The sequence below is a fragment of the Bacillus sp. FSL M8-0350 genome, assembly GCF_038593345.1.
Taxonomy (GTDB): Bacteria; Bacillota; Bacilli; order Bacillales; family Bacillaceae; genus Bacillus; species Bacillus safensis.
The window spans coordinates 240,231-265,504 of sequence record NZ_CP151985.1 but is presented as its reverse complement, the minus strand read 5'-3'; the positions used below and the strand labels follow the sequence as shown (position 1 = coordinate 265,504).

Below are 25,274 nucleotides of genomic sequence, written 5' to 3'. Positions count from 1 at the left end.
TGAATTCGAAGAGGTGATGTTATGAACGAAAAAGCTTTGCTATCTTATTTAACACATACAAATGATTTTATTTGGACTTATATTGTGATTGCTCTGTTACTTGGTGTTGGGGTGTACTTCACATATAGAACACGCTTCCTGCAAGTGAGAATGATCAAAGAAATGTTGCGTGTCCTGAAGGAAGGAAGAAAAGAAAAAGAGGGAATATCACCGTTCCAAGCATTTGCCATCAGTATGGCAGCACGTGTAGGAACAGGGAATATCACAGGGATTGCTATCGCTATTGCCATTGGCGGCCCTGGCGCAATTTTTTGGATGTGGATCGTAGCCATTATTGGATCTGCCTCAAGTTTCGTTGAAAGTACACTAGCTCAAGTATATAAAGTAAAAGACAAAACAGGCTTCCGCGGTGGACCTGCTTATTACATGGAAAAAGGATTAAACAAGCGCTGGATGGGGATTTTATTTGCGATCCTGATTACGATTTCTTTTGGAATCGTCTTTAATGCGGTTCAATCAAATACGATCACTGTCGCTTTTAAAAACTCCTTTGGTTTAGACCGTTTAACCGTCGGTATTGTGATGGCTGTCATTTTTGCAGCGATCATTTTCAAAGGAATCCAAGCGATCGCAAAGGCTTCTGAATACATTGTCGTTGTGCTTGCGGTAGCTTATATCGGAATTGCGTTCTTTGTCATTGTCACAAATATCACGGAACTTCCTGGTGTCATCAGCACGATTGTGAAACACGCCTTCGGGTTTGAACAGTTCGCTGGCGGTACGCTAGGCGGTGCCTTATTACAAGGAATTAAACGCGGTCTTTTCTCAAATGAAGCCGGTATGGGTAGTGCACCTAACGCAGCAGCAACAGCTGTCACCAGCCACCCTGTTAAACAAGGATTAATCCAAGCATTCGGCGTGTTAACAGATACGTTAATTATTTGTACAAGCACTGCCTTCCTTGTTCTGTTTTCTGATGCGTATAAAACAACAAACCTGCAAGGAATTGAATTAACGCAGGCTTCTCTTAGTCAGCACATTGGACCATGGGCCTCCGGCTTCCTTGCCATCATGATTTTCCTATTCGCGTTCAGTACATTAATCGGTAACTATTACTATGGGGAAACGAACATTGAATTCCTTGGAGCGAATAAAATTTGGCTGAACATCTATCGAATTGCCGTTATTGGAATGGTGCTGTTCGGTGCGGTTGCCACTGTTCCTCTCGTTTGGGGTCTAGCCGATCTCTTCATGGGACTCATGGTCATCGTCAACCTCATCGCCATTACCATGCTGTCTAAGGTCGCCTTCGCAGCACTGAAGGACTACACGAGACAGAAAAAAGAAGGCAAAGATCCTGTTTTCTATAAAAATGCCGTTCCAAACAATGAGAAAATTGAATGCTGGGACGATGAACCTGCGGCATTGAAAAAGAATCAAATCGGATAAATCAAAAAAGCTCTGGTCAACTGATCAGAGCTTTGTTTCTTTATGTCAAAAATTCAAGTATAAGTTTGTTGACGACCTCTGGTTTCTCATGATTGATCCAATGAGAAGCATCATCAACAAAGATCAGCTGGCCATTTGGACAGATCTTGATCGTTTCCTTCGCCAGCTTTCTGCTTAAAAATTTGTCCTCCATCCCCCAGATCATGCGAACAGGAACGAGAATTCGTTTGGAAATCGGCTTTTCAAAGCCGCCTTTTTTGATGGCTCGATACCAATTCAGCATTGAGGTCAAGGCGCCTGGCTGCGTCCAAGCGAGCTTGTAGCTTGAGACATCTTCCTTCGTGAACAAATGTGGTCTTGCCGTCAGCCCAATGGCTTCATCCAGCTTTTGAAAGTGATTTTCTTGAAGTGCTGCCTCTGGTACATTCGGAAGCTGAAAAAAAGCGATATAGGAGCTTTTCTTCCACTGCGGCGGATAAAAAGGAAGAACCCTCATCATCACCCGCGGATGCGGCATATTGACAATGATTAATTTCTCGACATATTGAGAACGGGTTGAAGCCAAATGCCAAGCAACAGCTCCGCCCCAGTCATGTCCGCCGACAATCGCCTTTTGGTTCGGGCTCAGCGTCTTGATCAAACCCACAATATCATCTCTCAGTTTATCTAATACGTAGGATTCGACTCCTTCTGGCTTGTCACTTAGATGGTAGCCTCTTTGATCAGGAACAACAACACGATAGCCTGCCTCAGCCAAGGGGATGATTTGATTTTTCCAGCCGTACCAAAACTCAGGAAACCCGTGGAGCAGCACAAGCAGCGGGCCATTTTCCGGTCCAGCCATTGCTGTATGAAGTGTTACACCATTTGTTTGGATTGATTGAAACTCAATTTGTTCCATTCCTTTGCCACCCTTCTCCTTGTCCTTTTATTCTTCCAACATAGCATATTTTCCATTTTTCAGAAAATAAAAACACTCACAAAAAAACCTTCACACTCGTGAAGGTACAGATTGTTGACAAAGGGCTAAAATGATCTTGATTTTAGCCCTTTGTCTTCTTTTCAGCGTGATAGAAAACCTTTGCAGTCTAGGAAGGGCGAGTACCGGAGCGGAGCGAATTGGACATTCGTGAGCACCGGAGCGCAGACCTGACACCGAATGCGAGGGTTTGTCTACACGCTGAAACTTCACACTCGTGAAGGTCTTCGTCTATTTCATATAATTCAGAACCCAGATCAACCCATTTTTCCGGTCCTGTACTTGTCCGTGAAGTGCGCCAAAGAAGGTATCCTGTAATTCGACCAGTACATCTCCATCAGCTTCCAGCGCTTCATAGACAGCCTTTAGTTCTTCTTCATTGTCGAACTGCATGATCAATCTGAGATTCTCTGGCTTTGGCGTGCGTCCAAATGTATCTGAAAAATGAAGCAGTGATTCCCCAAGATGCAATTCAGCATGCAAGACACGGTCCTGGTGTTCATTTAAGATCTGAATATCCCCACCAAAAATCCCTTGATAATATTGAAGAGATTCTTTCACATCTTCTACAACAATATAAGGACTAACACTTATCATATCCCTCATCCTCCTCTTGTTCCGTCCATCATCTCTTTTATAGCTTATCCCAAATCGTATGAAAAAAGGCACAAATCGTCAACGGATTTGCACCTTTTTCTCATGAAGATTTCGCTAATTCACTGTGTTTGTTTGAATACGCTGCATACATGACGACACCGATTAACAGCCAAACCCCAAAGTAAAGCCATGTCCGGCCTGGTAAGTTGAGCATAAGGAACAAGCAGCAGCCCATTGATATAATCGGCAAAACCGGCACAAAAGGAACCCTGAAGCCCCTCTCAAGCTGCTGATGTGTCTTTCTCAAAATAAGCACAGATAAACTGACCATGGCAAACGTTAATAACGCACCGATATTCGCTAAGTTGGACAGATCCTTCAAATCAATAAAGCCTGAAATAACAGCTGTCATTCCGCCAATCATCCATATGCTAGCAACAGGCGTATCACTTTTGTTTGTTTTTGAAAACACTTTAGGCAAAAGTCCGTCTCGGCCCATCGCATAGGCAATTCGAGTTGCCGCATAATTATTGGCGAAAATCACAGCCATCAATCCAATGACCGCACCAACCGAAATAATACCAGCCACACTATTTTGATGTACACTTTGCAGAACATATGACATAGCCTCTGTGACATTCAGCTGTGTATAGTGCACCATGCCTGTCATGACCAAACAAACGACAATGTAAATGATCGTACAAATAAGTAATGAACCTATGATCCCAATTGGCAGGTTCCGCTGCGGATTTTTCACCTCTTCTGCTGAAGCAGAAATTGCATCAAACCCTAAAAAGGCAAAAAACACAGCAGCAGCACCGGCAATGACACCTTCTGCGCCAAACGGCATAAACGGCTGCCAATTGGATGGCTGTACATAAAAGCCGCCTACTACAATGAAAAGAACAATAATACCGAGTTTCACAAACACCATGATATTATTAAATTTTTTACTTTCCTTCGTTCCTCTAGATAAGATCCACGCAATCAGTAAAGCAATGATAATCGCCGGCAGATTCATATATCCGCCTTGCTCCGGCCCCGCTAAAAATTGATGCGGAATCGAAATTCCAAATCCCTCGAGCAGGCTGTTGAAATAACTCGACCAGCCGCTGGCAACAGCTGAAGCAGTCAGCATATAGACAGATAATAAGGTCCAGCCCATCAAATGGCCTACAAGCTCGCCCATGGTCGTATATGAATAAATGTATGCACTGCCGAATACAGGAAGCGCTGAAGCCATTTCTGCATAACAAAGTGCTGCCAAACTGCACACAATGGCTGCAATCGCAAAGGAGAAAATGACAGCCGGTCCTGCATCTTTAGCCGCTGTAATACCAGTTAACACCATAACCCCTGTACCAATCACTGCCCCTATACCAAGAAGCGTGAGATCGAGCCCGCCCAGCGTTTTCTTTACCTTTTGCTGTCTGCTCTGTTCCAACAAATCGTGAATGTGTTTCTTACGAAGAATATGTCGCAAACCCTTTCCCTCCAAAACGTTAGAAAAACAAAAAATCATTCAAATTTCATTATAGCAGAATAGGTACTAAGCATTCACAACCAATTCACGTAAATCTTTCTTCATGATTTTACCAAGCTTGTTTTTTGGCAGCTCACTGATGAAATGAATGGATGGCACTTTGTAATCTGCCAAACGTTCCTGACAATAGTTCACCACATCTTCTTCGCAGAAATCGGCGGATTCGTCTTTTACGATATATGCACTTGGCACTTCACCATACAATTCGTCCGGCACCCCGATGACAGCTGATTCAATCACACCTGGAATTTGTTCAATGACTTCTTCTACTTGATCAGGATAGATATTATCTCCACCGTATAAAATCACATCTTTGTATCTGCCTGTGATAAATAGAAACCCGTCTTTATCTAGATAGCCTGCATCTCCCATATGGAACCAGCCATCTTTGAGCACCTTCGCAGTAGCATCAGGCTGATGATAATAGCCTAAGAAATAAAATGGGCTTCTCATGACGACTTCGCCAATTTCTCCAGCTGGCAGTGTTTCCTCAGTCTCAGGATGAACGATTTTCACTTCTACATCTGGATCCACTTTACCAGCAGAGCCCATTTTATCCTCGCCCATCGCAGGGTGCCACGCACTGACAACCCATGCTTCCGTGCTTCCGTAGCCATGCATCATCTGAATGCCTGCTTCTTTGTAGTCCTTAATCAAACGGACCGGCACCTTCGTACCGCCAGAAATCGCAATTTCAAAGGATGAAAGGTCATACGAACCGCGTTTCATTTCTTCCAGCATGTACGTATAAGCTGATGGGAAAGCCATCATGAACGTTATTCTTTCTTTTTCGATCGTTTCTAAAATGCGCTTCGGTGTTGCATCATGTAAGAAAACTAGCGTATACCCCTCAATGGCAGCGGCGATCAGATGATTAATTGAACTCATATGATAGAGAGGGTGACTCGCCAAGTACCGTTTCCCTTTCAAGTCAAATCCTCGATTCCCGCGTCTTGTTAAAAATTGATAGATTCGTCCATGTCCGACCATACAGCCTTTTGGATTCCCCGTTGTCCCAGAGGTAAATAAGATCATCGCTAGATCCTCTTCTGTTACCTCTTCCGCAAGATCACTGCCATCATTTGAAGCCAATATGTCTTCAAACAGCTGCGTTGTTTTCGCATTTACACCAGATTCCACCATGAGACAGTTGTCTAAAGACACATTCACCGCAGCAATCATGTCACGGAATTCTCGGTCAAAAAATAAAGCCTTTGGCTCTGCTTTTTTCAAAATACCTTCCAGCTCAAAAGAAGTAAGCTGCCAGCTAAGCGGAACTGCGACTGCACCTGCTTTAATGGCTGCCAGCATAATCGTTGAAAAGTGATGATGGTTTTGACAAATAAAGCAAACGCGGTCACCTTTTCGAATCCCTTTTTGATGTAAGTAATGAGCAAGCTGGTCGATGCGTTTTGCATATTCTTCAAATGTATATGACACCCCTCCGCCAGTTACCGCCTCAATTTGTGAAGAGCGTTCCATTCTGTCGTTGAGTAATGCCTGTAAAGTATTCAATATCTTCATCTCCAAACGTTTGATTTCCAATAGCCAATTTCCAGCGAATTGGGTTGGCAGATTTTATCTCATTCACATTCTAAAATAAAAACAGCTGAAAGTAAAATCATTTCATTTTGGAATTGTTCTTTATATTAATTGATAATATAGGTAATTTTATAGCCGTCTTCCATTTTGGTTTAAATCATGATGATTATTATGATAAGATAGACCTAGTAATTGATCGGAAATGCGAATGCAATAGGAAAAGAGGTATGGAGAATGCAACATTTCGAGCTAGAGGCAAGTTTGTTAGACCATGCACTGACAAAGTATTTAAAAGCGACGAAACAAATAGATGAAGAAAATATTCCGAAAAACGTCACGAATGTTAAAGGGTTTATTTTACGTATCATCTACCGCCATCAATCATGTACTGTGAAAAATATTCTGCAGGAAGTTTCATTATCTCCCTCTGCAACAACAACCGCTCTCAATCACTTAGAAGACGAAGGACTGATCATCCGCTCTCGAAATAATAATGACCGCCGTACTGTGTGGATTGAACTCTCTGAATCGGGTGAACAAATTGCTAAACAAATGATCGACAATCGCCAGCTGCTTGTGAATCAATTGTTCAACCACCTTTCAGAGGAAGATAAAAAAACATTTTTTGAATTAATCGAAAAAATGATGGACGAGCACACATTAAAGGCTTAGGAATACTCCTAAGCCTTCTTTTTTTATGGCTTTAAAACGACCTTTATACAATCATCCTGTTTGTCATTGAAGATGTGGTACGCATGAGCAGCTTCATCTAATGGCAATTTGTGAGTAATAATCGCTCTAGGATCAATTTCACCGCTTGTCACTTTTTGATAGAGCTTTGACATGTATCCTCTCGCCGGGGCTTGGCCCATTTTCAGGGTGACGTTTCTTGCGAAAAAAGCGCCTAATGGAAACATGTTGTACAGGCCGCCGTACACACCCGTCATCTGCACTGTTCCACATTTGCGAACGGCTTTTGTGGCAATTTGAATGGGTCCGATCGTTCCGCCTTGCAGCTTGAGTTTTTGCTCAATTTTTTCAAGCGGCGACTTCTTTCCGTCCATTCCCACACAATCAATCACAACATCGGCTCCGCCCTTGGTGAGCTCCTTTAACGTTTCTCCCATGTCGGGATCTTCTGTAAAATCAAAGACCTCCACGCCGCTCATTCGTTTTGCATGCCGCAGGCGGTAATCAATGTAATCGACGGCAATCACACGTTCTGCCCCTTTTTGCCAAGCAAATTGCTGCGCCATTAACCCAACAGGACCACAGCCTAGCACGATGACCGTATCGCCTTTTTTCACACCTGCGTGCTCTACGCTCCAATAGGCGGTTGGCAGGACATCTGATAAGAAGAGCAATTGTTCATCCTCCAGTTCACAATCCTCTGGAATCTTAAACGGGGTGTAGTTGCCAAAAGGTACACGTAAATACTCTGCCTGTCCTCCGGGATAGTTCCCATATTTCTCACTATAGCCAAAAAGCCCACCCGAATCGTAGTGCGGGTTTGAGTTGTCACATTGGCTTTCTAAGTGATGATCGCAATATTGGCATTTACCACATGCAACTGTAAATGGAATGACGACACGGTCTCCCTTTTTTACGGCTGTGACATCCGGGCCAACTTCCTCCACAATCCCCATTGGTTCATGCCCAATTACATAGCCGATTGGAAGCGGGAAATTCCCCTGATACAAATGTAAATCTGATCCACAAATTGCTGTTGATGTAATACGTATGATCACATCTTCTCGATCTTGAATCGACGGTGCATCTACTTTCTTCACTGCAATGCTATTTTTCCCTTGATAAGTAACAGCTCTCACATGCACTTCCTCCTTTAGCTCAAATCATCTTTACATAGCTTCACCTTGAATGAATGGTTCATTCATCAAATGAGCAATTTATGTGGAGGAGGCAAAAAACAAAAAAAGCCTGTCGATTGTTTCGACAGACTCATGATGTTGTGTAACGCGTTACACAGTTAATCTTTTTCGACAAAAAACAAATCATATTGAGTTGAAGTCTCCCGATCGAACATGAAGTTCCCTTCTTGAATAAAATAAGGACATATACTTGGGCTTGGAGATTCTTCAAACTGTTCATACACCTGCTCAATTTCTCCTGGAAGCAGCAAAACCAACATTTTATTTGAATGAGACACAAATTCATAAGAGTGAATCGTATCCGGCGGGATATAGGCAAAGTCACCCGGCATCAAGCAAATATCCTCTCCGTTCAAATGAAGGTTCATCTTCCCTTCAACACAATAGATTGCTTCTGTATGAACTTGATGATAATGCGGCGGGAAATATTTCTCCTTCGCTCCTTCAACCACAAAATGACTGAATCCGCCTCCTGTTGTTTCTACTGTTGCAATCAGCTCATGAATCTGGCCATCAATGATGTATTGCTTCCCTTCACCAGCCTCTAATACATAAGGCTGTACCTCGTGAGGAAGCTGACTATGAAATAAAACGGAGGGCCTCGTTGTATTAGACAGTTCTCTGATTCCATGCATCAGGATGATATCGCTTTCTTTTTCAGCCTGCTGAAAACTGGCTGCATCGAAAGCATGATGAGTCATAGACCATTCATTCTGAAAAAGCCTCTTTCCAATTTGCTGATAGACATCTGTCATTTTTCCGCCCAGCGTATATGAAATAAATCTTGTTTTATGACTATGCATTCTGTAGCCATGAATCGTTTTGGGCGGGATATGAATATAATCAAAGGCTGTGGCCATGTATTTTTTACCGTCCAGCATCACTTCAAGCTTTCCTTCCAGCACAAAAATAGTTTCAAATAAGTGCTCATGACAGTGCAGCGGGAAATAAGCTCCTTTCCCCCCTGTGATTAAGGCAAGCTCAAACAGCTGATTCGTTTGATTTGCTTCTGCCAGCATATGAACAAGCTGATTCTCCAGCCCATACAGCTTTCCGGAACCAGACACGGTATAAAAAGAGGTACCTTCGGATTGCTTCATCGATTGCGGTTGCTCCGACATCCCATCACTCCTCATGACAAATTGACTATCTATATTATATAGACCAATTGATATAATAGATAGAGAATATGCGAGAGATTTTACTCTTCTCGCATAAATAAATGTCTAAGGTACCTTTTTACGTGTTCTAAAGGGGTCGTTTGTTTGAGTGCAGTGGTCATCGATAAACCCCCGATGACCATTGAGTGAAGGAGAGAAGCCAGCTCATCCGCTTTGTTTTCTTCATACCCGCTGTTCATTAGCTTTTCTTTTACAAGCTCCTGCCAGCGGATCATTTCTTGTTTGCATGCAGCATGAAGCTGCGCGTTTTCAGGCTTGGACTCTGCCGCCAGCAAGACAATTGGAATCCCTCTTTCACTTTCGTTCTCCATAAATCCTCGAATGATCTTTGTCATAAAACGATCGATGGCGATATATGGGTCATCCGAATAGGCAAAGCCTTCTTCAATTTGATTAATGACCTTTTGACTAATGTGTTCAACAGATGCAATAGCCAGCTCTTCTTTTCCATTTGGAAAGTAATAATAAAGAGAGCCTTTAGGTGTGCCGCTCTCTCTGATAATTTGATTCAATCCTGTCGCATGGTATCCCTGTTTACGTAAAAGAAGTGCTGCCGTTTGAATGATTTTGTCCTTCGTACTCACGTGTGACACTCTTTTCCCTCCATAGACCAAAGTCGCTTATCATGCGTTATCGATTTAATTGACTAGTTCCTTTCCAAATCGAGGATGTCTCCATTTCCGCCGCAAGCCTGAGCAGCCAGTCCTCTTTTCCTTTAGGTGCTGTCACCTGTACCCCTAAAGGCATGCCCGCGCTAGTCAGATGAACAGGAACACTCATTGATGGCTGACCTGTTAAGTTGGCAAGCTGTGTAAATGGGGTGTAGGTCAAGCTCTTGAGGAACATGTCATAAATAAGATCCTGCTGTGCTTGCATTGAAAGGGATGACACACGTAAAAGTGCGGCTGTTTCCTGATCTGAATGCATAAGCTCACCTACCTTTGGAGCTGAATAGGCAGTAGCTGGTGTCACATAGAGATCGTAGGTTTGATGAAATGATGCCATTTGTGCAGCAGCCCGATCCCACGCATCAAGACTTTCTGTATAAGCAGCAGCGGTCACATTCTTGCCAGCCTCCGCCAGCACCCATGCCACGATGTCCGTTTCCTCCGGCTTTACTGGACGCCCTAACGAACGAGCCAAGGAAGTGAATAACGCAGACATTTCTCCGCTGTTCATCACGTAATATTGCTGCATGAGATGAACCCCATCAATTTCTGGCTTGGCTTCTTCTACTTGATGACCCTGCTCACTCAACCATTTCACTGTCTGCTGAACCGCCCGCTTCGCCTCCTCACTGACCTTCGTGCCAACTGGAGATTCTACGCTGTAAGCAATTCGCATAGAAGATGTACGTTTCGCCAGATCCTCTTGGTAACTGCCATCGTATAACGGAGTTTGGAAAGCAGCTTCAGGTTGAATGACTTGAAGTAGATCAAGAAGGGCTGCACTGTCCCGTACTGTTTTTGTGAGTGTAAAGTCGATGGAAGCCCCTTGCCACTGCCTTCCTGCGCCTGGGCCTACCGGCGTTCTTCCCCGCGTGGGCTTAAGGCCGAACAAACCGGTAAAGGATGCTGGGATCCGGATGGAACCACCGCCATCACTTGCTCCGCCAGCAGGTACAATGCCGCTTGCAACAGCTGCTGCTGTCCCGCCGCTTGAGCCGCCCGGAGAATAGTCCGTATTCCAAGGATTTCTCGTTGGACCATGTAAAGCAGGCTCTGTCACATTTCTTAAACCGAATTCCGGTGTATTTGTATGTCCGATCATGAGAAAACCAGCCTGCTTCAACCGATCAACAAAGTGCGAATCCGAATTTGCTTTTACATCCTTTAACAGCAAAGCTCCTGCTGTCAGCGATTCATTTTTAATCCCTTGCGATATATTTTTCAGCACAAACGGAACACCAGCAAATGGCTGATACTCATGTAACTCCTTGATGTCTTTTAAAACTTGTTCTTGTCTCGTCCGTATCACAGCGTTTAGTTCTGGATTGACCTCATTCAATCTATCAAATGCAGCCTGCATAAGCTCCTCGGGCTTTACCTGCTTATTCTGCACAAGTGCTGCCAAGCCAGCCGCATCATACGTCATATACTCTTTTACGTTCATCAGCATGTCCTTCTTTCTCTTATCATGATGTCTCTATTGTCTACTAGAATTCTATGAATTTCAATTTCAGGTTACTTGTAAAAATAACTTTCTGAACAAGACGACAATTCTACTATCCCATCCCTCTGCTTTCTCCGATATAATAGAGAAAAAAAGACCGAGATCATCGGATGAGAGGAGCCACGCATTGAAAAGGAAATTACTTATCGTCATTGCGTTTCTTCTTGCGTTGACAACTGCTTTGCCCTTCCATTCGCAGGCAGCTGCACCGCCAAAAGAAACAGATGTCATCATCGTCTATAAAAATCAAAAAGGAAAACAAACAGCGATTGAGGAAAGTGAGAAAGTGAACGCACAGTACATACATCTTCCCGCTGTCGCTGTGACAGCAGATGAACAAGCGGTCACCTCACTCAAAAAAGACCCAAACATCGCTTACGTCTCAAAAAACGTAAAGGTTAAACTCGCGGCTTCTACTGTGAAGAAAACAGCCGCTGCTACTAATCAGGATGCATTGGTACAAAAATCTTACAATCTGCAAAAACTAAATATCAAGCAAGCAATAAAAGAAGGCGTCACTGGTAAAAATGTAAAAGTAGCCGTTTTAGATACTGGCATTTTCTCACACGAGGATTTAAAGGTATCCGGCGGTAAATCATTCGTGAACTACACATCCTCTTATAAAGATGATGAAGGACATGGCACACATGTCGCCGGCACGATTGGTGCGCTTAATAACGATTATGGAACAGTCGGCGTTGCTTCTGGTGTGAAGCTGTATGCTGTGAAAGTGTTAGATAAAAAGGGAGAAGGCGACCTGTATAGTCTGCTTCGAGGCATCGATTGGGCGATTACCAACAAGATGGACATTATTAATTTAAGTTTAGGCTTTGAAGACAATATCCCCATCTTGCGTTCAGCAGTAGATGAAGCCTATAAAAAAGGACTGCTCGTGGTTGCTGCAAGCGGAAATGATGGAAAAAAGAATCATATTAGCTACCCTGCCGCTTACAATAGTGTCATTGCCGTTTCTGCAACGACTGACAAAGACAAACTTGCGTCTATCTCGAATACAGGGAAAGGGATTGAATTTTCTGCCCCTGGCGAGAACGTCATCAGCACTTATTTAAAAAATGAATATTGGTATGCAACGGGGACATCACAAGCTGCACCGCATGTCACAGGAATGCTGGCACTGTTAAAGCAGCTTCATCCGAAGAAAACAAATGCACAGCTTCGCACTTTATTGCGCAGCTATACAGTGGATCTTGGTGCAAAAGGGAAGGATCCGCAATTCGGCTATGGCCGCGTGCAATATGTGCCGCAATCCACCTTTTTAAAGGCTGCGGCAAGTGCTGTCAAAAAAGCCGAAACATCTAAAAAGCAGGCAGATGTCAATCAAGCCAAAACGAGAATTGGCCGGCTCACTGCAAGCAAGCAAAAAACAGCACTCACAGAACGGGTGAAGAAAGTCCAAGCAGCCATTGATATCCGCTCGGCACGTGCAAAGGTCAAAGCAGCCGAAAAGAACAAAACACAGAGCGCTATTAAAAGTGCTCAAACGGCCATCAAAAAACTAAACAAAGGCAAAGAAAAAACAAGCCTGCAAAACCGGCTTGACAAAGTCAAAAAACAAGTCGCTTATCAAAAGAAAGTGACAGATGCTAAACAAAAGGTCAAAAAAGCGGAAGCCAAACGAACAAAGAAAACAAAAGCAGCGGCTCAAAGCGCTGTCAAACAGCTAAAAGCCTCCAAAACAAAAACCAATTTACAAAAACGATTAAACCGTATTAAGGTCTAACAGAAAAAACGATTCCTTTCAGCGAGGAATCGTTTTTTTCTATCTCAACATCGGCTCAAACAAGCTGTGATGATATTTCCCTTCGGCATCTGCCCTCACTTGATCGAGAATGCTTTCTAACGAAGCTGTCACGCTCTCTAATGCCCGCCGCACTGTACCGTGTTCAAAATCCGCTAAACTCTCCGGCAATTCATCTTCATCCAGCACAAAGACATCACCATTCGGAAGAACGAGAAGATCAATAATGAGGTCTTCAAACATGACCAGCTGCCCGTTGAACTGTGTATCTCCCACCATATTCAAATAAGATCCTAGTTCCTTTCCTTGATCATCTCTCCAGAAATATATGTTATAAGGACGATCCTTCCAATAATAGGCGGTCGTATAGCTCCCTTTTGGAATGGTCAGAAAACCAGCACCTGCCCTCATCGTAAATGGGTCTTCAATCTTGTGAAACAGCACAGCCTGCTGTCCCTGTGCATCTAACAGCTGACAGGTATGTTCCACAACTTTCTGATCGTATTTGATTTTTCTCTCGATGACTTCATCCCAACGATTCGCATGCAGCGAAAACAACATGTCACAACTCCCTCTAAACATCTCGTTTCTTTCCAGTATACACCGATTTTTTCTGAAGAAATAAAGGATTGCCTCATTTACTTATGGAAGCCCTATGATGAGGTGAAAGAAATGAACGGAATCACGATTCTTGAAAACTTTACACAGCTTGGACAAATCATCCTCATGATTTGCGGCTATGTCCTTTATTGGCAGCTGGTGAAAACGAAGAGAGAACGAAAGCTGTCTCCTTACGAGCGCATGTTAAAATTCTTTGTCATGTTCGGTTTAATATCCTGGGGGGTATCATATTGGGCGCTGGCACTGTGGGCGTAAATTGAAAAAAGGAAGAGCTGCCCGTGCAGGACTTGCTCTTCCTTTTATTACGCGTGATTTGATGAACCTGCCGGCTGTTCTTTCTTGATCACATATTGATAGCTCTTGACATGTGTCCCATTTTGGTTCACAAATTCTTTATCAAGCGCACGCTCAAAGCCCATTCTTTCATATAGGCGAATGGCAGCCTGCATTTTATCAGATGTATGAAGATACAGGACATTTTCGCCCCATGATTGCGTCAGTTCAATACTTTTACGCAACAATGATTCTGCAATGCCTTTTCCCCTCACATCGGGATCTACTCCTAAAAACCGGACGATGGCTGATGTAATGCCCATTTCGGGTTTGTCATACGCTTGCTCTGATGAGCGGAACATTTGAAGCGTCCCTACGACTTTGCCGCCAAGCTCCGCCACAAGCATCAGCTCCATGTTCGGATTATCTACAGCTGCTGCAAGCGCGGCAGAATAATTTTGCCAGCCTTCCTCTGTAAATTGAGGCTCATACTGTGCATAGGATTTGATCAGCACGCGTGTGATAGCCTCATGATCTTCTTTGACTGCTTGACGAATGATCAGCTCTTGCTGCTTCATGTCAGCACCTCCTGCTCTCTATTAATGGATATACGTATCATGCAATCACTGCATGCGATCACCTTACTCTTTTCTCTACTCATTCAATGTAAAGAGTCTCATTCGAAAGATCAATCATTTTGCACGAAATCATCTTTGAAAAATTTTCATTGAAAAGGAACGCTTGATTCATTATGCTGTGTTGAGGAAGTATACGAGGAGTGTTGTCATCATATGAGTTCTTTATCTTATCCCCAAGAATCGAAAAAAAATCGATTTCTCCTTGCCGCATTGCTCGGATCTTTAACCGCCCTTGCTCCGCTGGCAATGGATATGTATTTACCTGCTTTACCTAATATCGCCCGTGACTTTGAAGCAAGCACGGCGCTGTCTCAGTTAAGTCTCATGGCTTGTTTGATTGGACTTGCTCTTGGACAGCTGATTGCAGGTCCAATCAGTGATACAGTCGGCAGAAGAAAGCCGCTCATGATTGGATTGATCATTTTTATTGCAGCATCCCTTCTTTGTACAGTGGTCACATCGATTTGGACGTTCATTCTTCTTAGATTGATTCAAGGACTTGCTGGTTCAGCTGGCATTGTCATTGCACGAGCCATTGTCCGAGATCATTATGAAGGATCAGAAATGACGAAATTCTTTGCACTGCTGATGTTAGTCAACGGGGTTGCTCCGGCAGCGGCACCTATCGTGGGCGGACAAATGTTACGGTTCACGACGTGGCAGGGTGTGTTTGTTCTTCTAGGAATCCTCGGAGCGCTAATGCTCCTAAGATCAATGTTTTCATTGAAAGAAAGCTTACCTGCGGAACGCAGACAGACTGGGGGCTTCAAACAGATCCTAGGTGCGATGAAAATTCTAGCGAGCGATCGTCTCTTTGTTGGATATGCCCTATCACAAGGTCTTGTCTTCGCAGCAATGTTTGCCTATATTTCAGGTTCACCGTTTGTGCTTCAGGAGATTTTTAACCTTTCTCCACAAGGATTTAGTGCGGCCTTTGCGGTAAATAGTCTTGGGATTATCACGGCTGGACAAGTATTTGCCCGAGTCGCTGCGAAAATCGGTGAAGAGAAAGTTCTTCGCATTGGATTGCTGATAGCTGCATTAGGGGGAGTCACTTTATTTTTCATGATCTCAATTGATGCAGGATTGTACGGTATTCTGATTCCGCTGTTTTTTGTTGTCTCAAGCGTTGGAATTGTCGGCACATCTGCGCCGTCTCTTGCGATGCAGCATCACGGAGCGCATGCAGGAAGTGCAGCTGCACTGATCGGTGTGGCACAAATGCTGCTAGGCGCTTGCATGACCCCTCTTGTCGGACTAGCCGGAAGCCAAACAGCTTTTCCAATGGGTCTAATCATTATGCTTTGTGATCTAGGCGCACTTTGCTGTTATTTCTTCTTTGTGGCCCGAGCGAAAAAAAGACCCGCATAAGCGGGTTTTTTCATTTATTATGGCTTGCTCCAATTAATGGTGCGGAACACGTTACTCTCGTCATTGTTGTGATATGCATCTAAATCAAAGCCTGATAGTCCAAAACCAATTGCCATGACAATTCCTCCGGCAACGGTGAAGATGATCCCCCATTTGATACATTGCTTTTTTAAATCATTCACGTTCATACTCTCACGACCTTCTTTTTAAACATTCCCATGAATGCCTTAGTGGTTTGAATAGTCATTTGCACAAATAGCTTTGTCAAATACGCTGTGGCTATGCCGCTTAATAATCCGACACCTAATAGAAGAATACCAACGCCAACCTGCGTCACCACCACATGCAAACCGTCCTGAAAAATAAATGGAGAACCAATGATGCTCCAAAAACCGCCGAGCAGACCAGTAAGCGTCAATGCACCTGTCACGAGTGGAATGCACCAAATCACCATATACACAGAAAGAATCAGCAGGAAGACTGTTGCTAGAATACTGCCCCATAACGGAAAGCCTAAAATGAGAATGGAGAGTCTCGTCGCTTTTTCTCCAAACGTCGGCACCTGAACGGTTTTTATTCCTTGTTCCTTCATAATCCCTTCAGCGATCATAGCAGGCTGCCCGACTTGATGAACCGCTTCCTCTTCACTGTAGCCATCTTCCTGATAATCCTCAATCATTTCATCGTAGTATTCGATAAACCGATCACTATCTTTGTCGCCTAGAAGATGCAGATGCTTCTTTAGGCTGCTCAAAAATTCTTTTTTATTCATTGCCCTGTCCTCCAGAAATAAAGTCGTAAATCGCCATCACCTGATCCCATTCCTCTAAAAACTGCGCCATATGCTCCCGCCCGCTTTCTGTCATGCGGTAGTATTTTCTTAATCGACTGTTATGTTCCTGGGAATAGGTCTCCACATAATTGTTTTGCTCTAAACGCTTTAAAATCGGATACAATGTCGATTCTGAAATCTCAATACAATGGGACATATCTTTAATGATTTGATAACCATAGGAATCGCCTTTCTTTAATACCGCCAGTACACAAAATTCCAGTAATCCTTTTTTTAATTGTGCATTCATGTTTACAACTCCTAACTCTTTATACTATACATTACATAGTATTGTGTGACAAGAGGTATAGAGAATAAAAAAAGACCCTTTTTCGGGTCTTTTCATTTTTATATATTCACAAATCCTTCTCCGAACACATCGCGTACGTCATGGACAACAACGAATGCGTCTCGATCTATTTTCTTAATAATTTTCTTAAGGCGCATGAGCTCCTGCTTTTGAATGACCGCGTAAAGAATTTCCTTCGATTCCTTTGAATAATGACCGCGTCCGTTTAAAATCGTTACGCCTCGATCTAAGGTGTGATTGATTTCTTCCGCAATATCATCTTTGCATGAAGAAATAATCGTCACTGCCTTTTTCGTGTTAAGTCCTTCTATCACGAAGTCCATCACCTTTGTCGCCACGTACAGCATCACAATGGTAAACATTAATTTTTCCGCACCAATAATAAAATAGGAAGCAAATACAACGATCAGATCAAAGAACAAAATGGCATAGCTCACGTTCCAGTCTAAATACTTGTTGGCAATTCTTCCGAGAATGGCAGAACCCGCCGTTGTTCCACCTGCTCTGAGCACAAGACCAATCCCAATTCCGATGATAATTCCTGCAAAAATCGCTCCAATGATCAATTCATGAACATTCACGACCCATGTTGTGGTCAGGTGCAAAAATAGAGAGTTACTTGCGACGGCAACCACAGTATAAATCGTGGTCTTCTTGTCTAAATACTTATAGCCGACAAGCAGTAAGATGGCATTAAACACGAGGTTCGTCAGCCACGGTGCAATCTCAAACAAATAATAAAAAATAATGGACAGCCCTGTTACGCCGCCTTCACCAAATTCAAGCGGAATGACAAACATGTTCACTGCTGCGGCAAATAAAAAAGAACCAACTAGAATCATCGCTATATCTTTTACACATTTTTTCAATTTCTTCTTTCCTCCTTTTTTAAGCATATAAAAAACCCTCTTTCTGCACGAAAGAAGACAGTCGTTGGACAACATAAAAATCAAAAGACGGCGCCTTTTGATGAAGCTTTCTGAAATCAATCTTTCCATAATATATATCTCTTTTCAGAGGCTGTCAATGACTTGGTTTTCTATTATTTTGACTGCATTTTTATGCATCAAAACCCGCATGTTTTCAGGGTTTTTCCGCCCTATGATGCTTTTTCCTCTCCTTGACAAAAACACTTTAGTCATTTAAACTACTGCCTCATATCATATCCATCATTTCCGATCTAAAAAGGAGGCTGTTTGATTCCGATGAATCCTATTCAAAGCCGTTTACAGGCTCACGCACCTTTGATTTTAGACGGTGCATTAGCAACAGAGCTTGAACGAAAGGGCTGTAACTTAAACGATCGTTTATGGTCAGCCAAAATACTTATTGAACAGCCACAATTGATTCAGCAAGTACACTTGGACTACTTCCTAGCAGGTGCTGACTGCGCAACAACCGCCAGCTACCAAACAACGATTGAAGGCTTTGCTGAAAAAGGCTATACAAAAGAAGAAGCGATTGAACTCATGAAACGCTCTGTCACTCTTGCGAAAGAGGCACGCGATCTTTTTTGGCAGGATGAAGCGCGTCGTGAAGGACGGACAAAACCATTTGTCGCTGGATCTGTGGGGCCATTCGGCGCTTATTTATCTGATGGTTCAGAATATAAAGGAAATTATGGACTCTCAGAGCAGGCTCTTATTGATTTTCACAGACCAAGAATTCAGGCATTAGTAGAAGCGGGTGCAGATATTCTTGCATGCGAAACGATTCCTTGTCTGATTGAAGCAACTGCCATCGCAAAGCTGCTGCAGGATGAATTCAGCGGTGTATCTGCTTGGATCACATTCAGCGCAAAGGATGGCCTGCACATTAGTGAAGGTGATTCCATTCGAGAATGTGTACAGGCGCTTGAGCCTTATGAACAAATCGCTGCCGTCGGCGTGAACTGTACGCCGCCGCAATTTATTACTTCTCTTATTCAAGAAATGAAAAAGGGAACGAGCAAACCGATTGTGGTATATCCAAACTCAGGTGAAATATATGATCCTGAAGAAAAAGTATGGAACGGAGATACGTCTCATCTTACTTTTGGGGAATGTGCGCATCAATGGTACAAAGACGGCGCGCATATCATCGGCGGCTGCTGCCGGACGACCCCAGAAGATATCAATGACATCTTAAAACGAACCACATCGTAGCATCATGAATCATCACACATACTTCTAAGCAAAAGGGCGGGAAGACATGGAACAAGCAAAAGATCAGTCACAACAATATCAACGAAAAATGACGAGCCGGCACCTGTTCATGCTTTCTCTAGGCGGCGTCATTGGAACAGGGCTCTTTTTAAGCTCTGGGTATACCATCAATCAGGCCGGACCTGCGGGGACCATTCTTGCCTATCTTGTCGGGGCTTTAATTGTCTACCTCGTGATGCTTTGTTTAGGTGAGCTGTCTGTCGCAATGCCGGTCACAGGGGCTTTTCATACGTATGCAACAAAATACATTGGACCTGGTACAGGCTATACGGTTGCTTGGCTATACTGGCTGACATGGACAGTGGCACTCGGTTCGGAATTTACAGCCGCAGGACTATTAATGCAGCGCTGGTTTCCAGACACTTCAGTTTGGATGTGGAGTGGTGTTTTTGCTCTTCTCATCTTTTTACTGAATGCATTTACAGTCAAGTTTTTTGCAGAATCAGAGTTTTGGTTTTCCAGTATTAAAGTGATGGCTATTATTCTCTTTATTATTCTTGGCGGAGCTGCCATGTTTGGTTTGATCCCATTAAAGGGCGGTGAGGCCGCTCCGTTCTTTTCTAATTTCACTGGCGAAGGCGGACTTTTCCCAAACGGCTTTTTACCAATTTTAATGACGATGCTTGCGGTCAACTTTGCTTTTTCAGGTACGGAGTTGATTGGGATTGCTGCGGGTGAAAGCGTCAATCCTGACGAGACCATTCCAAGAGCAATTCGCACAACCGTCCTGCGTCTCGTCCTGTTTTTCGTTGGAACGATTGTTGTGTTGGCTGGCTTGATTCCAGTAGAAGAAGCCGGGGTGATCAAAAGCCCATTTGTCGTGGTATTTGATCGTATCGGGATTCCTTATGCCGCAGATTTCATGAATTTTGTCATCCTGACCGCGATCTTATCTGCCGCAAACTCAGGATTATACGCATCATCTCGTATGCTTTGGTCGCTTTCTGAGGAACGGACACTTCCTAAAAAACTGGCGAAGCTGACGTCAAAAGGCATTCCTTTGAATGCACTCATTTTAAGTATGATCGGTGGTATTCTTTCTTTGCTATCGAGCGTGATCGCACCAGAAACGGTATACCTTGTCCTTGTGTCAATCTCTGGACTGGCCGTTGTGGTTGTATGGATGGGGATTGCTGCCTCACAGTTTATGTTCCGGAAAAGATTTTTACAGGAAGGCGGACAGCTTCATGATTTATCCTTTCGAACACCGCTCTATCCAGTAGTTCCGATTGCAGCCTTCCTCCTATGTCTTGCATCTGTCATCGGCATTGCCTTTGATCCAAATCAGCGGATTGCCCTCATCTGCGGCATTCCTTTCATTGCGCTCTGCTATGCTGCCTATTACGTGACAGCTCGGATTCAGAAAAAACGAGAAAAACCTGGTGTATAAACATCAGGGTTTTTTCATCTGACAAAAAAGGATATTGCTAGTAAAAGAAGCACACTTTGGTATATGATAGGAATCTATGATTTCAGGATGAACCAAGGGAGTTGTCGTGAATATGGAAATGACCATTACAAGAGCATTAAGTGAACTGAAAATGTTAGATAAAAGAATCAACCGAACCGTTGATGAAGCCGTACTCGGTGGATTGATGATCGGGAAACATATACAGCACGGATTTCAGAATCAAGAAGAGATTGAAAAAAAGGCAAAGGCTGATGATCAATCGATTCGAGCTTTAATCAAACGCCGGAATGCCATCAAATCAGCCATCGTTGTATCAAATGCAACCACAATGATTGATGTGGCGGGTGTCCGTATGACGGTGGCAGAAGCGATTGAACGAAAGACGTCGATAGACTACGATATTCGTTATTTACGGAAAATGAAACAGGTGTACAAAGAGCTGGTCGACAAAGCTGAACAAACGAATGAAGATGTGAAAATGAGACTTGATCAGCATTTAGAGACCTTGTTTGGGAAAGATGGAAAGACACAAGCGGCCGCCAACCAAGAGATCGTGAAGTCTTTTCTAGCTGAAAATGAGGCGGTGATCATCGATCCGCTTCGCCTTCGAGTGAAAATTGAACAGCTTTCGAAAGAAATTGAAGATTTCCAAATGGAAGTTGATTTTTCCTTGTCTGAAAGCAATACACTAACGAAAATACAGATTGATTAATTGATTTTGTTAGTGAGCCGAAAATCGATAGGACTAAACACCTCCGAGGGAAAGGTCATTCCCTCCTCATCTGATGATCATCTTAGGATGATCCTTGATAAAAGCTCAAAGCTGAACGTTCAAGGATCAAAGTTCAAGTGTGAAAGTTCTTATCTATCAAAGCTCAAGATTAAAAGGTAAACGCTCGATCGAATCTGGGAAGAACGGCTAATGAGTGTTTGTTTATCGACTCTTTCGGTTGCCGCCCAGCAGGTTTGCTAACAAAAAACAAAGGGCTAAAATGATTTTCATTTTAGCCCTTTGTTTTTTTTCAGCGTGATAGAAAACCTTTGCAGTCTAAGAAGGACGAGCACTGGAACGGAGCGAATTTGACATTCGTGAGTACCAGAGCGCAGACCTGACACAGAATGCGAGGGTTTGTCTACACGCTGAAGGATGTCACCTGATGACATCCTTTTTTTCTATAAAATTAATAACGTGATGTATACGCCAAATGGTACACACTTGTGACATTTGAAGATAGTTTGATGTCGTTTGACGTGAACGTCACTGGAACGATATCGTAGTAATGTGTTGACCAGCCTGCATTATTGTATGATTGGTAGCCTGCACCTGCAGGAACTTGAAACGTCAGCGAAAACTGTCCATTCTCATCTGTTGTGCCTGTCGCTGTTTGAGCATATGATTTGATGGCTGCTTCAAAATAAAGCTTGATCGGCTGATTAGGCATGAGGTTTCCGCTTGCATCTTTTAGTGTCCCTTTAAACGTAGCTGGATAATAAGAACCCACGCGATATTTACTGCCATAGCCGTAATTCACTATTCCACTATCGGCTGCTGTGACACTTGTTACTTCTACTGATGCTGGTACTGCACCTGTTTCTTCAGCATGTGCAAAGCTTGGGAATACGAGAAGCAATGATAGAACGAAAGCAAACATGATTTTTTTCATCGATAAATCCTCCTTTTTTTTCCTACTATTTTACTATCGACAGGAATTGGTATTTTTCCAGTTAAAAACAAAAAACTTCCCTTTTTTTAGAAAGGGAAGTCCTTTTTTTATTTTTTCACAACCACTTTTACCGCTTTGCTTTCTCTTTTTCTCACATCTGATGCGGTCACATATAAAACCGTTTTGGCTTTTTGTGGTTTTATTTGGGCAGTAAATGCGCCCTTGCTATTGGTTTTGACTGTTTTGATGACTTTCTTTGATTTGTTTTTCACTTTAATGGTCAAGCCTGCACCCGCAGTCCCTTTGACCGCTTTACTTTTAATGGTTACTTTGCTCACTTTCGGCTTAGCTGGTGCTTTGCCTTTTTTTACGACGGTTTTGAGCGTCGTAGCGGCCTTTCCTTTTGACATTTTAATGTGAAGGACCTTGTTTTTGTTCTGATGCTTAATCTTCACACTAAAGGTTCCTTTTTTGCCTGCTGTGCCTTTTCCAAGCAGCGTTTTGCCTCTATACACAGAAATAGCAGCACCGGCTTTTGCTTTACCTGTCACCTTTTGATGCTGATCTTCCACTTTGTTCACTGATGCATTCAATTCGACAGCACTTAATGCAGCAAATGCATTCAGTCTGCCATGTCCTGTCATCCAATCAATTCCTGGGATTTTCGGATCGACAATTGGCTCCTCGTTTTCATCATAGAAAACGTCGTCTTTTCCATCAATCGATTTAAATGAGATGTCATCTGCTGTACTTTGCAAAAGATTTCTAACTTGATTTGGCTTTAAAGATGGATTTTTAGAAAGCAGTAACCCTGCTGCTGCTGCCACATATGGTGTCGCCATTGATGTCCCGCTAAGGTATGAGACATTCCCATCAGGCATGAGGCTCGGAATATCCGACCCTGGTGCTGACATGCTCAGTCCTTTGCCATAGCTTGAAAACTCAGCGGCAATATCCATACGGTTGCTTGCGCCAACCGCCATTGCGTATTTTGACGTCGCAGGGTAGCCCATTTCTGGTACGCCATCATTTCCACTTGCCACGACCACTAGTACATTTCTTTGTGCAGCATACTTCATTGCATATTCAATCACTCTGCTGTAATAGCCGCCAAGGCTCATGTTGATCACCTTTGCGCCTTTGTCCACTGCATGTTTGATACCAAGTGCAATATGCTCTGTATCGCCAAAGCCATAGGCATCCAGCACCTTCACCGGAATGATGCCCGTATGTTGGTTAAGGCCTGCCATTGAGTAATGATTATCGGATTTTGCGGCAATGATGCCTGCCACATGCGTACCGTGTCCATTGTCGTCAATCGCATCTTTGTTTCGTCCAATGAGATTCGCACCTAAGTCTGTACGAACAGTCCCGTTTAAATCTGTCAAACGGCTGTCTACACCTGTATCCACAACAGCAATTAATGTCTGCTTCATTTTGCTTGTGCCAATCAGTGTATTCATTTGTTCAAATTTGACGTCAGCGCCTTTTTTCCCGCTGTTTTGCGCACTGTTTTTCAACGGCCACTGATAACCATACTGCGCGTCGCTGCTTAGCGCACGATAGGTTTGAACAGGCTCTGCAAATTCAACATTCGGCATGCTGGAAAGCTTTCTTGCCGTGCTTTTGATGACCGCTTTGCCTGCTTTTAGTGTCTTTCCAGCTGATTCTTGCCCTGCTGGCACATCATAGACATACATTCCTTTGAATAAAGGACTAACTGACTGTGAGGTCACACGGTTTTCTTGGATGCCGTAGCTTTTCATTTTCTTTTTCGCAGATTGAAGTGTTTGGCCATCCTTTAATTTAAAAATGATCTTATTCGTTTTAACCTTCTCTTCTTTTACAAGCTTTTGTTTCTCTAATACATAACCAACTGACTTTCCTTCAAGCTGATCGATGCCCATTTTTTGACTGACGGCTTCTAATTCCTTTTTTAAATATGCCGGACTTGCTTCTTTGAGCATATCAAAAAGGGACCCGATCGCCTGTTGTTCTTTTTCTGTTACGATATGACCGCTAAATGCACCATTTTTCTCTACGTCACTTAGCAGTGTTTTTAATGTGAGCAGATGGTTGTATACCTTTTGCTGCTCTTTTTGATGTTTGATGAGCTTTGATTTGAGAAACGGCTTTGTCTTTTGGAGCAGACGCGAAAGCTTTTGACCTTCTGCCGTTTCATTGAATCGTTTATCTTCAATTGTACGAATCGATTGAAGAATTTCACGCCCGTATTTTTTCTCAATAATGATGATTTCAGGCTCATCTTCTTCAGGAAAAACAGGTTCAGAAGGCGGAAGGTTAGCTCCTTTATATCCGATTGTATATGCCGCATCCTCTTCCTCATCACGGCTGTCTTCCTCCGACCCTAAGTAGAGCACTTTGACATAATAGGGACCTGACCATGCATGCGGGAAGTTGATCTCTGTTTCTCCGCTTGCTGTGTCCACGCGATACCTTGAATAGGTGTCATCCTTCATCGCTCTGTCCTTACTTGGATAGACCGATACGGAAAGCACTTGTTTACTTTTCACAGAAATTTGCATGTGGGTATGTTTTGCCACCTCTTGTGCAGATGGCGTGATTTGATACCACGACTCTTCCTTTTCATTCTGTAATGTACCTGAGATGACTTCACCATTTTTTAACCCAATGGCTTCATTGACACTTGTTCCATGAGTTGCAGCTGCTGCCTCGTATCCAGGTAATGCTGCCATACATAGAATGATGGCCATGAGTACGATCACACAGGATTTGACCTGCTTTTTGAACATGAAAAGACCCCCTTATCTTTTATGATACCTTGGAAGAATATCACAGAAATACATTTAGTAGAATC

General features: G+C 43.2%; 24 protein-coding genes. 8 read left to right on the top strand and 16 right to left on the bottom strand.

Annotated features, from left to right (window positions below; translation table 11 throughout):
- Positions 1 to 21 precede the first annotated feature (21 nt).
- Positions 22 to 1,449 (top strand): alanine/glycine:cation symporter family protein, encoded by a 1,428-nt coding sequence (locus tag NSS80_RS01470; RefSeq protein WP_024427211.1) that lies wholly within the window; start codon positions 22 to 24, stop codon positions 1,447 to 1,449.
- A gap of 40 nt (positions 1,450 to 1,489) precedes the next feature.
- On the opposite strand, the gene NSS80_RS01465 is transcribed toward NSS80_RS01470, so the two are convergent.
- The 4 genes from NSS80_RS01465 to NSS80_RS01450 form a co-directional block, all read right to left on the bottom strand.
- Positions 1,490 to 2,350 carry an alpha/beta hydrolase gene (locus tag NSS80_RS01465; protein WP_041116522.1) on the bottom strand — a complete coding sequence of 287 codons (861 nt, stop codon included), beginning with the start codon at positions 2,348 to 2,350 and terminating at the stop codon, positions 1,490 to 1,492.
- A 309-nt stretch (positions 2,351 to 2,659) separates the two neighbouring features.
- On the bottom strand, positions 2,660 to 3,025 hold the full coding sequence (locus NSS80_RS01460; protein ID WP_025092526.1) for a VOC family protein: 366 nt from the start codon (positions 3,023 to 3,025) through the stop codon (positions 2,660 to 2,662).
- Between the two features lie 100 nt (positions 3,026 to 3,125).
- Positions 3,126 to 4,508: an amino acid permease gene (locus NSS80_RS01455; RefSeq protein ID WP_034283178.1), complete on the bottom strand. Its 1,383-nt coding sequence runs from the start codon at positions 4,506 to 4,508 to the stop codon at positions 3,126 to 3,128.
- 66 nt (positions 4,509 to 4,574) lie between these two features.
- Entirely contained in the window at positions 4,575 to 6,083 is a 1,509-nt protein-coding gene (locus NSS80_RS01450) for an AMP-binding protein (RefSeq protein WP_041116520.1), read from the bottom strand.
- Between the two features lie 261 nt (positions 6,084 to 6,344).
- On the opposite strand from NSS80_RS01450, the gene NSS80_RS01445 reads away from it, so the two are divergent.
- Positions 6,345 to 6,782, top strand: a complete 438-nt coding sequence (locus NSS80_RS01445; protein WP_012008812.1) for a MarR family transcriptional regulator — start codon at positions 6,345 to 6,347, stop codon at positions 6,780 to 6,782.
- A gap of 23 nt (positions 6,783 to 6,805) precedes the next feature.
- Here the strand turns inward: NSS80_RS01445 and NSS80_RS01440 are convergent, their stop codons facing one another.
- The 4 genes from NSS80_RS01440 to NSS80_RS01425 all read right to left on the bottom strand — a co-directional run bounded on the left by NSS80_RS01440 (position 6,806) and on the right by NSS80_RS01425 (position 11,292).
- Positions 6,806 to 7,939 (bottom strand): zinc-dependent alcohol dehydrogenase, encoded by a 1,134-nt coding sequence (locus NSS80_RS01440; RefSeq protein WP_024424382.1) that lies wholly within the window; start codon positions 7,937 to 7,939, stop codon positions 6,806 to 6,808.
- 158 nt (positions 7,940 to 8,097) lie between these two features.
- Positions 8,098 to 9,120, bottom strand: a complete 1,023-nt coding sequence (locus NSS80_RS01435; protein ID WP_034283168.1) for a quercetin 2,3-dioxygenase — start codon at positions 9,118 to 9,120, stop codon at positions 8,098 to 8,100.
- A gap of 80 nt (positions 9,121 to 9,200) precedes the next feature.
- Positions 9,201 to 9,773 (bottom strand): TetR/AcrR family transcriptional regulator, encoded by a 573-nt coding sequence (locus NSS80_RS01430; protein WP_231293947.1) that lies wholly within the window; start codon positions 9,771 to 9,773, stop codon positions 9,201 to 9,203.
- A gap of 37 nt (positions 9,774 to 9,810) precedes the next feature.
- On the bottom strand, positions 9,811 to 11,292 hold the full coding sequence (locus NSS80_RS01425; RefSeq protein WP_070326736.1) for an amidase: 1,482 nt from the start codon (positions 11,290 to 11,292) through the stop codon (positions 9,811 to 9,813).
- A gap of 187 nt (positions 11,293 to 11,479) precedes the next feature.
- Between NSS80_RS01425 and NSS80_RS01420 the strand changes: the two genes are divergently transcribed.
- Complete coding sequence (locus NSS80_RS01420) at positions 11,480 to 13,093, top strand: S8 family peptidase (RefSeq protein ID WP_061110432.1); 1,614 nt, start codon at positions 11,480 to 11,482, stop codon at positions 13,091 to 13,093.
- A gap of 39 nt (positions 13,094 to 13,132) precedes the next feature.
- Here the strand turns inward: NSS80_RS01420 and NSS80_RS01415 are convergent, their stop codons facing one another.
- Complete coding sequence (locus tag NSS80_RS01415) at positions 13,133 to 13,672, bottom strand: DUF402 domain-containing protein (protein ID WP_198527497.1); 540 nt, start codon at positions 13,670 to 13,672, stop codon at positions 13,133 to 13,135.
- 111 nt (positions 13,673 to 13,783) lie between these two features.
- On the opposite strand from NSS80_RS01415, the gene NSS80_RS01410 reads away from it, so the two are divergent.
- A complete protein-coding gene (locus NSS80_RS01410) occupies positions 13,784 to 13,987 on the top strand; it encodes a hypothetical protein (RefSeq protein ID WP_041116516.1) in 204 nt (67 codons plus the stop codon).
- Between the two features lie 47 nt (positions 13,988 to 14,034).
- Here NSS80_RS01410 and NSS80_RS01405 read toward each other — a convergent pair whose 3' ends face one another.
- The gene (locus NSS80_RS01405; protein ID WP_034283161.1) at positions 14,035 to 14,583 is read right to left on the bottom strand and encodes a GNAT family N-acetyltransferase; all 549 of its coding nucleotides are present in this window, start codon (positions 14,581 to 14,583) and stop codon (positions 14,035 to 14,037) included.
- A gap of 213 nt (positions 14,584 to 14,796) precedes the next feature.
- Here NSS80_RS01405 and NSS80_RS01400 point away from each other — a divergent pair, with 213 nt between their 5' ends.
- Positions 14,797 to 16,014, top strand: coding sequence for a multidrug effflux MFS transporter (locus NSS80_RS01400; protein WP_087976296.1), 1,218 nt, complete (start codon positions 14,797 to 14,799; stop codon positions 16,012 to 16,014).
- Between the two features lie 17 nt (positions 16,015 to 16,031).
- Here NSS80_RS01400 and NSS80_RS01395 read toward each other — a convergent pair whose 3' ends face one another.
- The 4 genes from NSS80_RS01395 to NSS80_RS01380 form a co-directional block, all read right to left on the bottom strand.
- Positions 16,032 to 16,202 carry a hypothetical protein gene (locus tag NSS80_RS01395; RefSeq protein ID WP_176967360.1) on the bottom strand — a complete coding sequence of 57 codons (171 nt, stop codon included), beginning with the start codon at positions 16,200 to 16,202 and terminating at the stop codon, positions 16,032 to 16,034.
- Positions 16,199 to 16,786, bottom strand: a complete 588-nt coding sequence (locus NSS80_RS01390; RefSeq protein ID WP_041106184.1) for a DUF1700 domain-containing protein — start codon at positions 16,784 to 16,786, stop codon at positions 16,199 to 16,201. The genes NSS80_RS01395 and NSS80_RS01390 overlap by 4 nt, the downstream gene beginning before the upstream one ends.
- Positions 16,779 to 17,096 carry a PadR family transcriptional regulator gene (locus NSS80_RS01385; protein WP_024424392.1) on the bottom strand — a complete coding sequence of 106 codons (318 nt, stop codon included), beginning with the start codon at positions 17,094 to 17,096 and terminating at the stop codon, positions 16,779 to 16,781. Before NSS80_RS01385 ends, NSS80_RS01390 begins: the two co-directional genes overlap by 8 nt.
- Positions 17,097 to 17,194: 98 nt before the next feature.
- Positions 17,195 to 18,025: a YitT family protein gene (locus NSS80_RS01380; protein ID WP_034283328.1), complete on the bottom strand. Its 831-nt coding sequence runs from the start codon at positions 18,023 to 18,025 to the stop codon at positions 17,195 to 17,197.
- Positions 18,026 to 18,361: 336 nt separating this feature from the next.
- On the opposite strand from NSS80_RS01380, the gene mmuM reads away from it, so the two are divergent.
- The 3 genes from mmuM (at position 18,362) to NSS80_RS01365 (ending at position 21,483) form a co-directional block, all read left to right on the top strand.
- On the top strand, positions 18,362 to 19,300 hold the full coding sequence (gene mmuM, locus NSS80_RS01375; RefSeq protein ID WP_041116822.1) for a homocysteine S-methyltransferase: 939 nt from the start codon (positions 18,362 to 18,364) through the stop codon (positions 19,298 to 19,300).
- Positions 19,301 to 19,346: 46 nt separating this feature from the next.
- Positions 19,347 to 20,750: an S-methylmethionine permease gene (gene mmuP, locus NSS80_RS01370; RefSeq protein WP_041116510.1), complete on the top strand. Its 1,404-nt coding sequence runs from the start codon at positions 19,347 to 19,349 to the stop codon at positions 20,748 to 20,750.
- A 112-nt stretch (positions 20,751 to 20,862) separates the two neighbouring features.
- Complete coding sequence (locus tag NSS80_RS01365) at positions 20,863 to 21,483, top strand: hypothetical protein (protein ID WP_024427434.1); 621 nt, start codon at positions 20,863 to 20,865, stop codon at positions 21,481 to 21,483.
- Between the two features lie 469 nt (positions 21,484 to 21,952).
- Here NSS80_RS01365 and NSS80_RS01360 read toward each other — a convergent pair whose 3' ends face one another.
- The gene (locus NSS80_RS01360) at positions 21,953 to 22,435 is read right to left on the bottom strand and encodes an Ig-like domain-containing protein (RefSeq protein WP_024427435.1); all 483 of its coding nucleotides are present in this window, start codon (positions 22,433 to 22,435) and stop codon (positions 21,953 to 21,955) included.
- Between the two features lie 107 nt (positions 22,436 to 22,542).
- Positions 22,543 to 25,209 carry a S8 family peptidase gene (locus tag NSS80_RS01355; RefSeq protein WP_041116507.1) on the bottom strand — a complete coding sequence of 889 codons (2,667 nt, stop codon included), beginning with the start codon at positions 25,207 to 25,209 and terminating at the stop codon, positions 22,543 to 22,545.
- Positions 25,210 to 25,274: the final 65 nt, after the last annotated feature.

What these genes read in the sequence shown, in the direction of transcription:
- mmuM (WP_041116822.1), top strand. Translation starts at nt 18,362, where the DNA reads ATGAATCCTATTCAAAGCCGTTTACAGGCTCACGCACCTTTGATTTTA.
- NSS80_RS01365 (WP_024427434.1), top strand. Translation starts at nt 20,863, where the DNA reads ATGGAAATGACCATTACAAGAGCATTAAGTGAACTGAAAATGTTAGAT.
- NSS80_RS01395 (WP_176967360.1), bottom strand. Translation starts at nt 16,202, where the DNA reads ATGAACGTGAATGATTTAAAAAAGCAATGTATCAAATGGGGGATCATC.
- NSS80_RS01470 (WP_024427211.1), top strand. Translation starts at nt 22, where the DNA reads ATGAACGAAAAAGCTTTGCTATCTTATTTAACACATACAAATGATTTT.
- NSS80_RS01465 (WP_041116522.1), bottom strand. Translation starts at nt 2,350, where the DNA reads ATGGAACAAATTGAGTTTCAATCAATCCAAACAAATGGTGTAACACTT.
- NSS80_RS01410 (WP_041116516.1), top strand. Translation starts at nt 13,784, where the DNA reads ATGAACGGAATCACGATTCTTGAAAACTTTACACAGCTTGGACAAATC.
- NSS80_RS01385 (WP_024424392.1), bottom strand. Translation starts at nt 17,096, where the DNA reads ATGAATGCACAATTAAAAAAAGGATTACTGGAATTTTGTGTACTGGCG.
- NSS80_RS01360 (WP_024427435.1), bottom strand. Translation starts at nt 22,435, where the DNA reads ATGAAAAAAATCATGTTTGCTTTCGTTCTATCATTGCTTCTCGTATTC.
- NSS80_RS01460 (WP_025092526.1), bottom strand. Translation starts at nt 3,025, where the DNA reads ATGATAAGTGTTAGTCCTTATATTGTTGTAGAAGATGTGAAAGAATCT.
- mmuP (WP_041116510.1), top strand. Translation starts at nt 19,347, where the DNA reads ATGGAACAAGCAAAAGATCAGTCACAACAATATCAACGAAAAATGACG.
- NSS80_RS01435 (WP_034283168.1), bottom strand. Translation starts at nt 9,120, where the DNA reads ATGTCGGAGCAACCGCAATCGATGAAGCAATCCGAAGGTACCTCTTTT.
- NSS80_RS01415 (WP_198527497.1), bottom strand. Translation starts at nt 13,672, where the DNA reads ATGTTGTTTTCGCTGCATGCGAATCGTTGGGATGAAGTCATCGAGAGA.
- NSS80_RS01425 (WP_070326736.1), bottom strand. Translation starts at nt 11,292, where the DNA reads ATGAACGTAAAAGAGTATATGACGTATGATGCGGCTGGCTTGGCAGCA.
- NSS80_RS01355 (WP_041116507.1), bottom strand. Translation starts at nt 25,209, where the DNA reads ATGTTCAAAAAGCAGGTCAAATCCTGTGTGATCGTACTCATGGCCATC.
- NSS80_RS01405 (WP_034283161.1), bottom strand. Translation starts at nt 14,583, where the DNA reads ATGAAGCAGCAAGAGCTGATCATTCGTCAAGCAGTCAAAGAAGATCAT.
- NSS80_RS01445 (WP_012008812.1), top strand. Translation starts at nt 6,345, where the DNA reads ATGCAACATTTCGAGCTAGAGGCAAGTTTGTTAGACCATGCACTGACA.
- NSS80_RS01400 (WP_087976296.1), top strand. Translation starts at nt 14,797, where the DNA reads ATGAGTTCTTTATCTTATCCCCAAGAATCGAAAAAAAATCGATTTCTC.
- NSS80_RS01390 (WP_041106184.1), bottom strand. Translation starts at nt 16,786, where the DNA reads ATGAATAAAAAAGAATTTTTGAGCAGCCTAAAGAAGCATCTGCATCTT.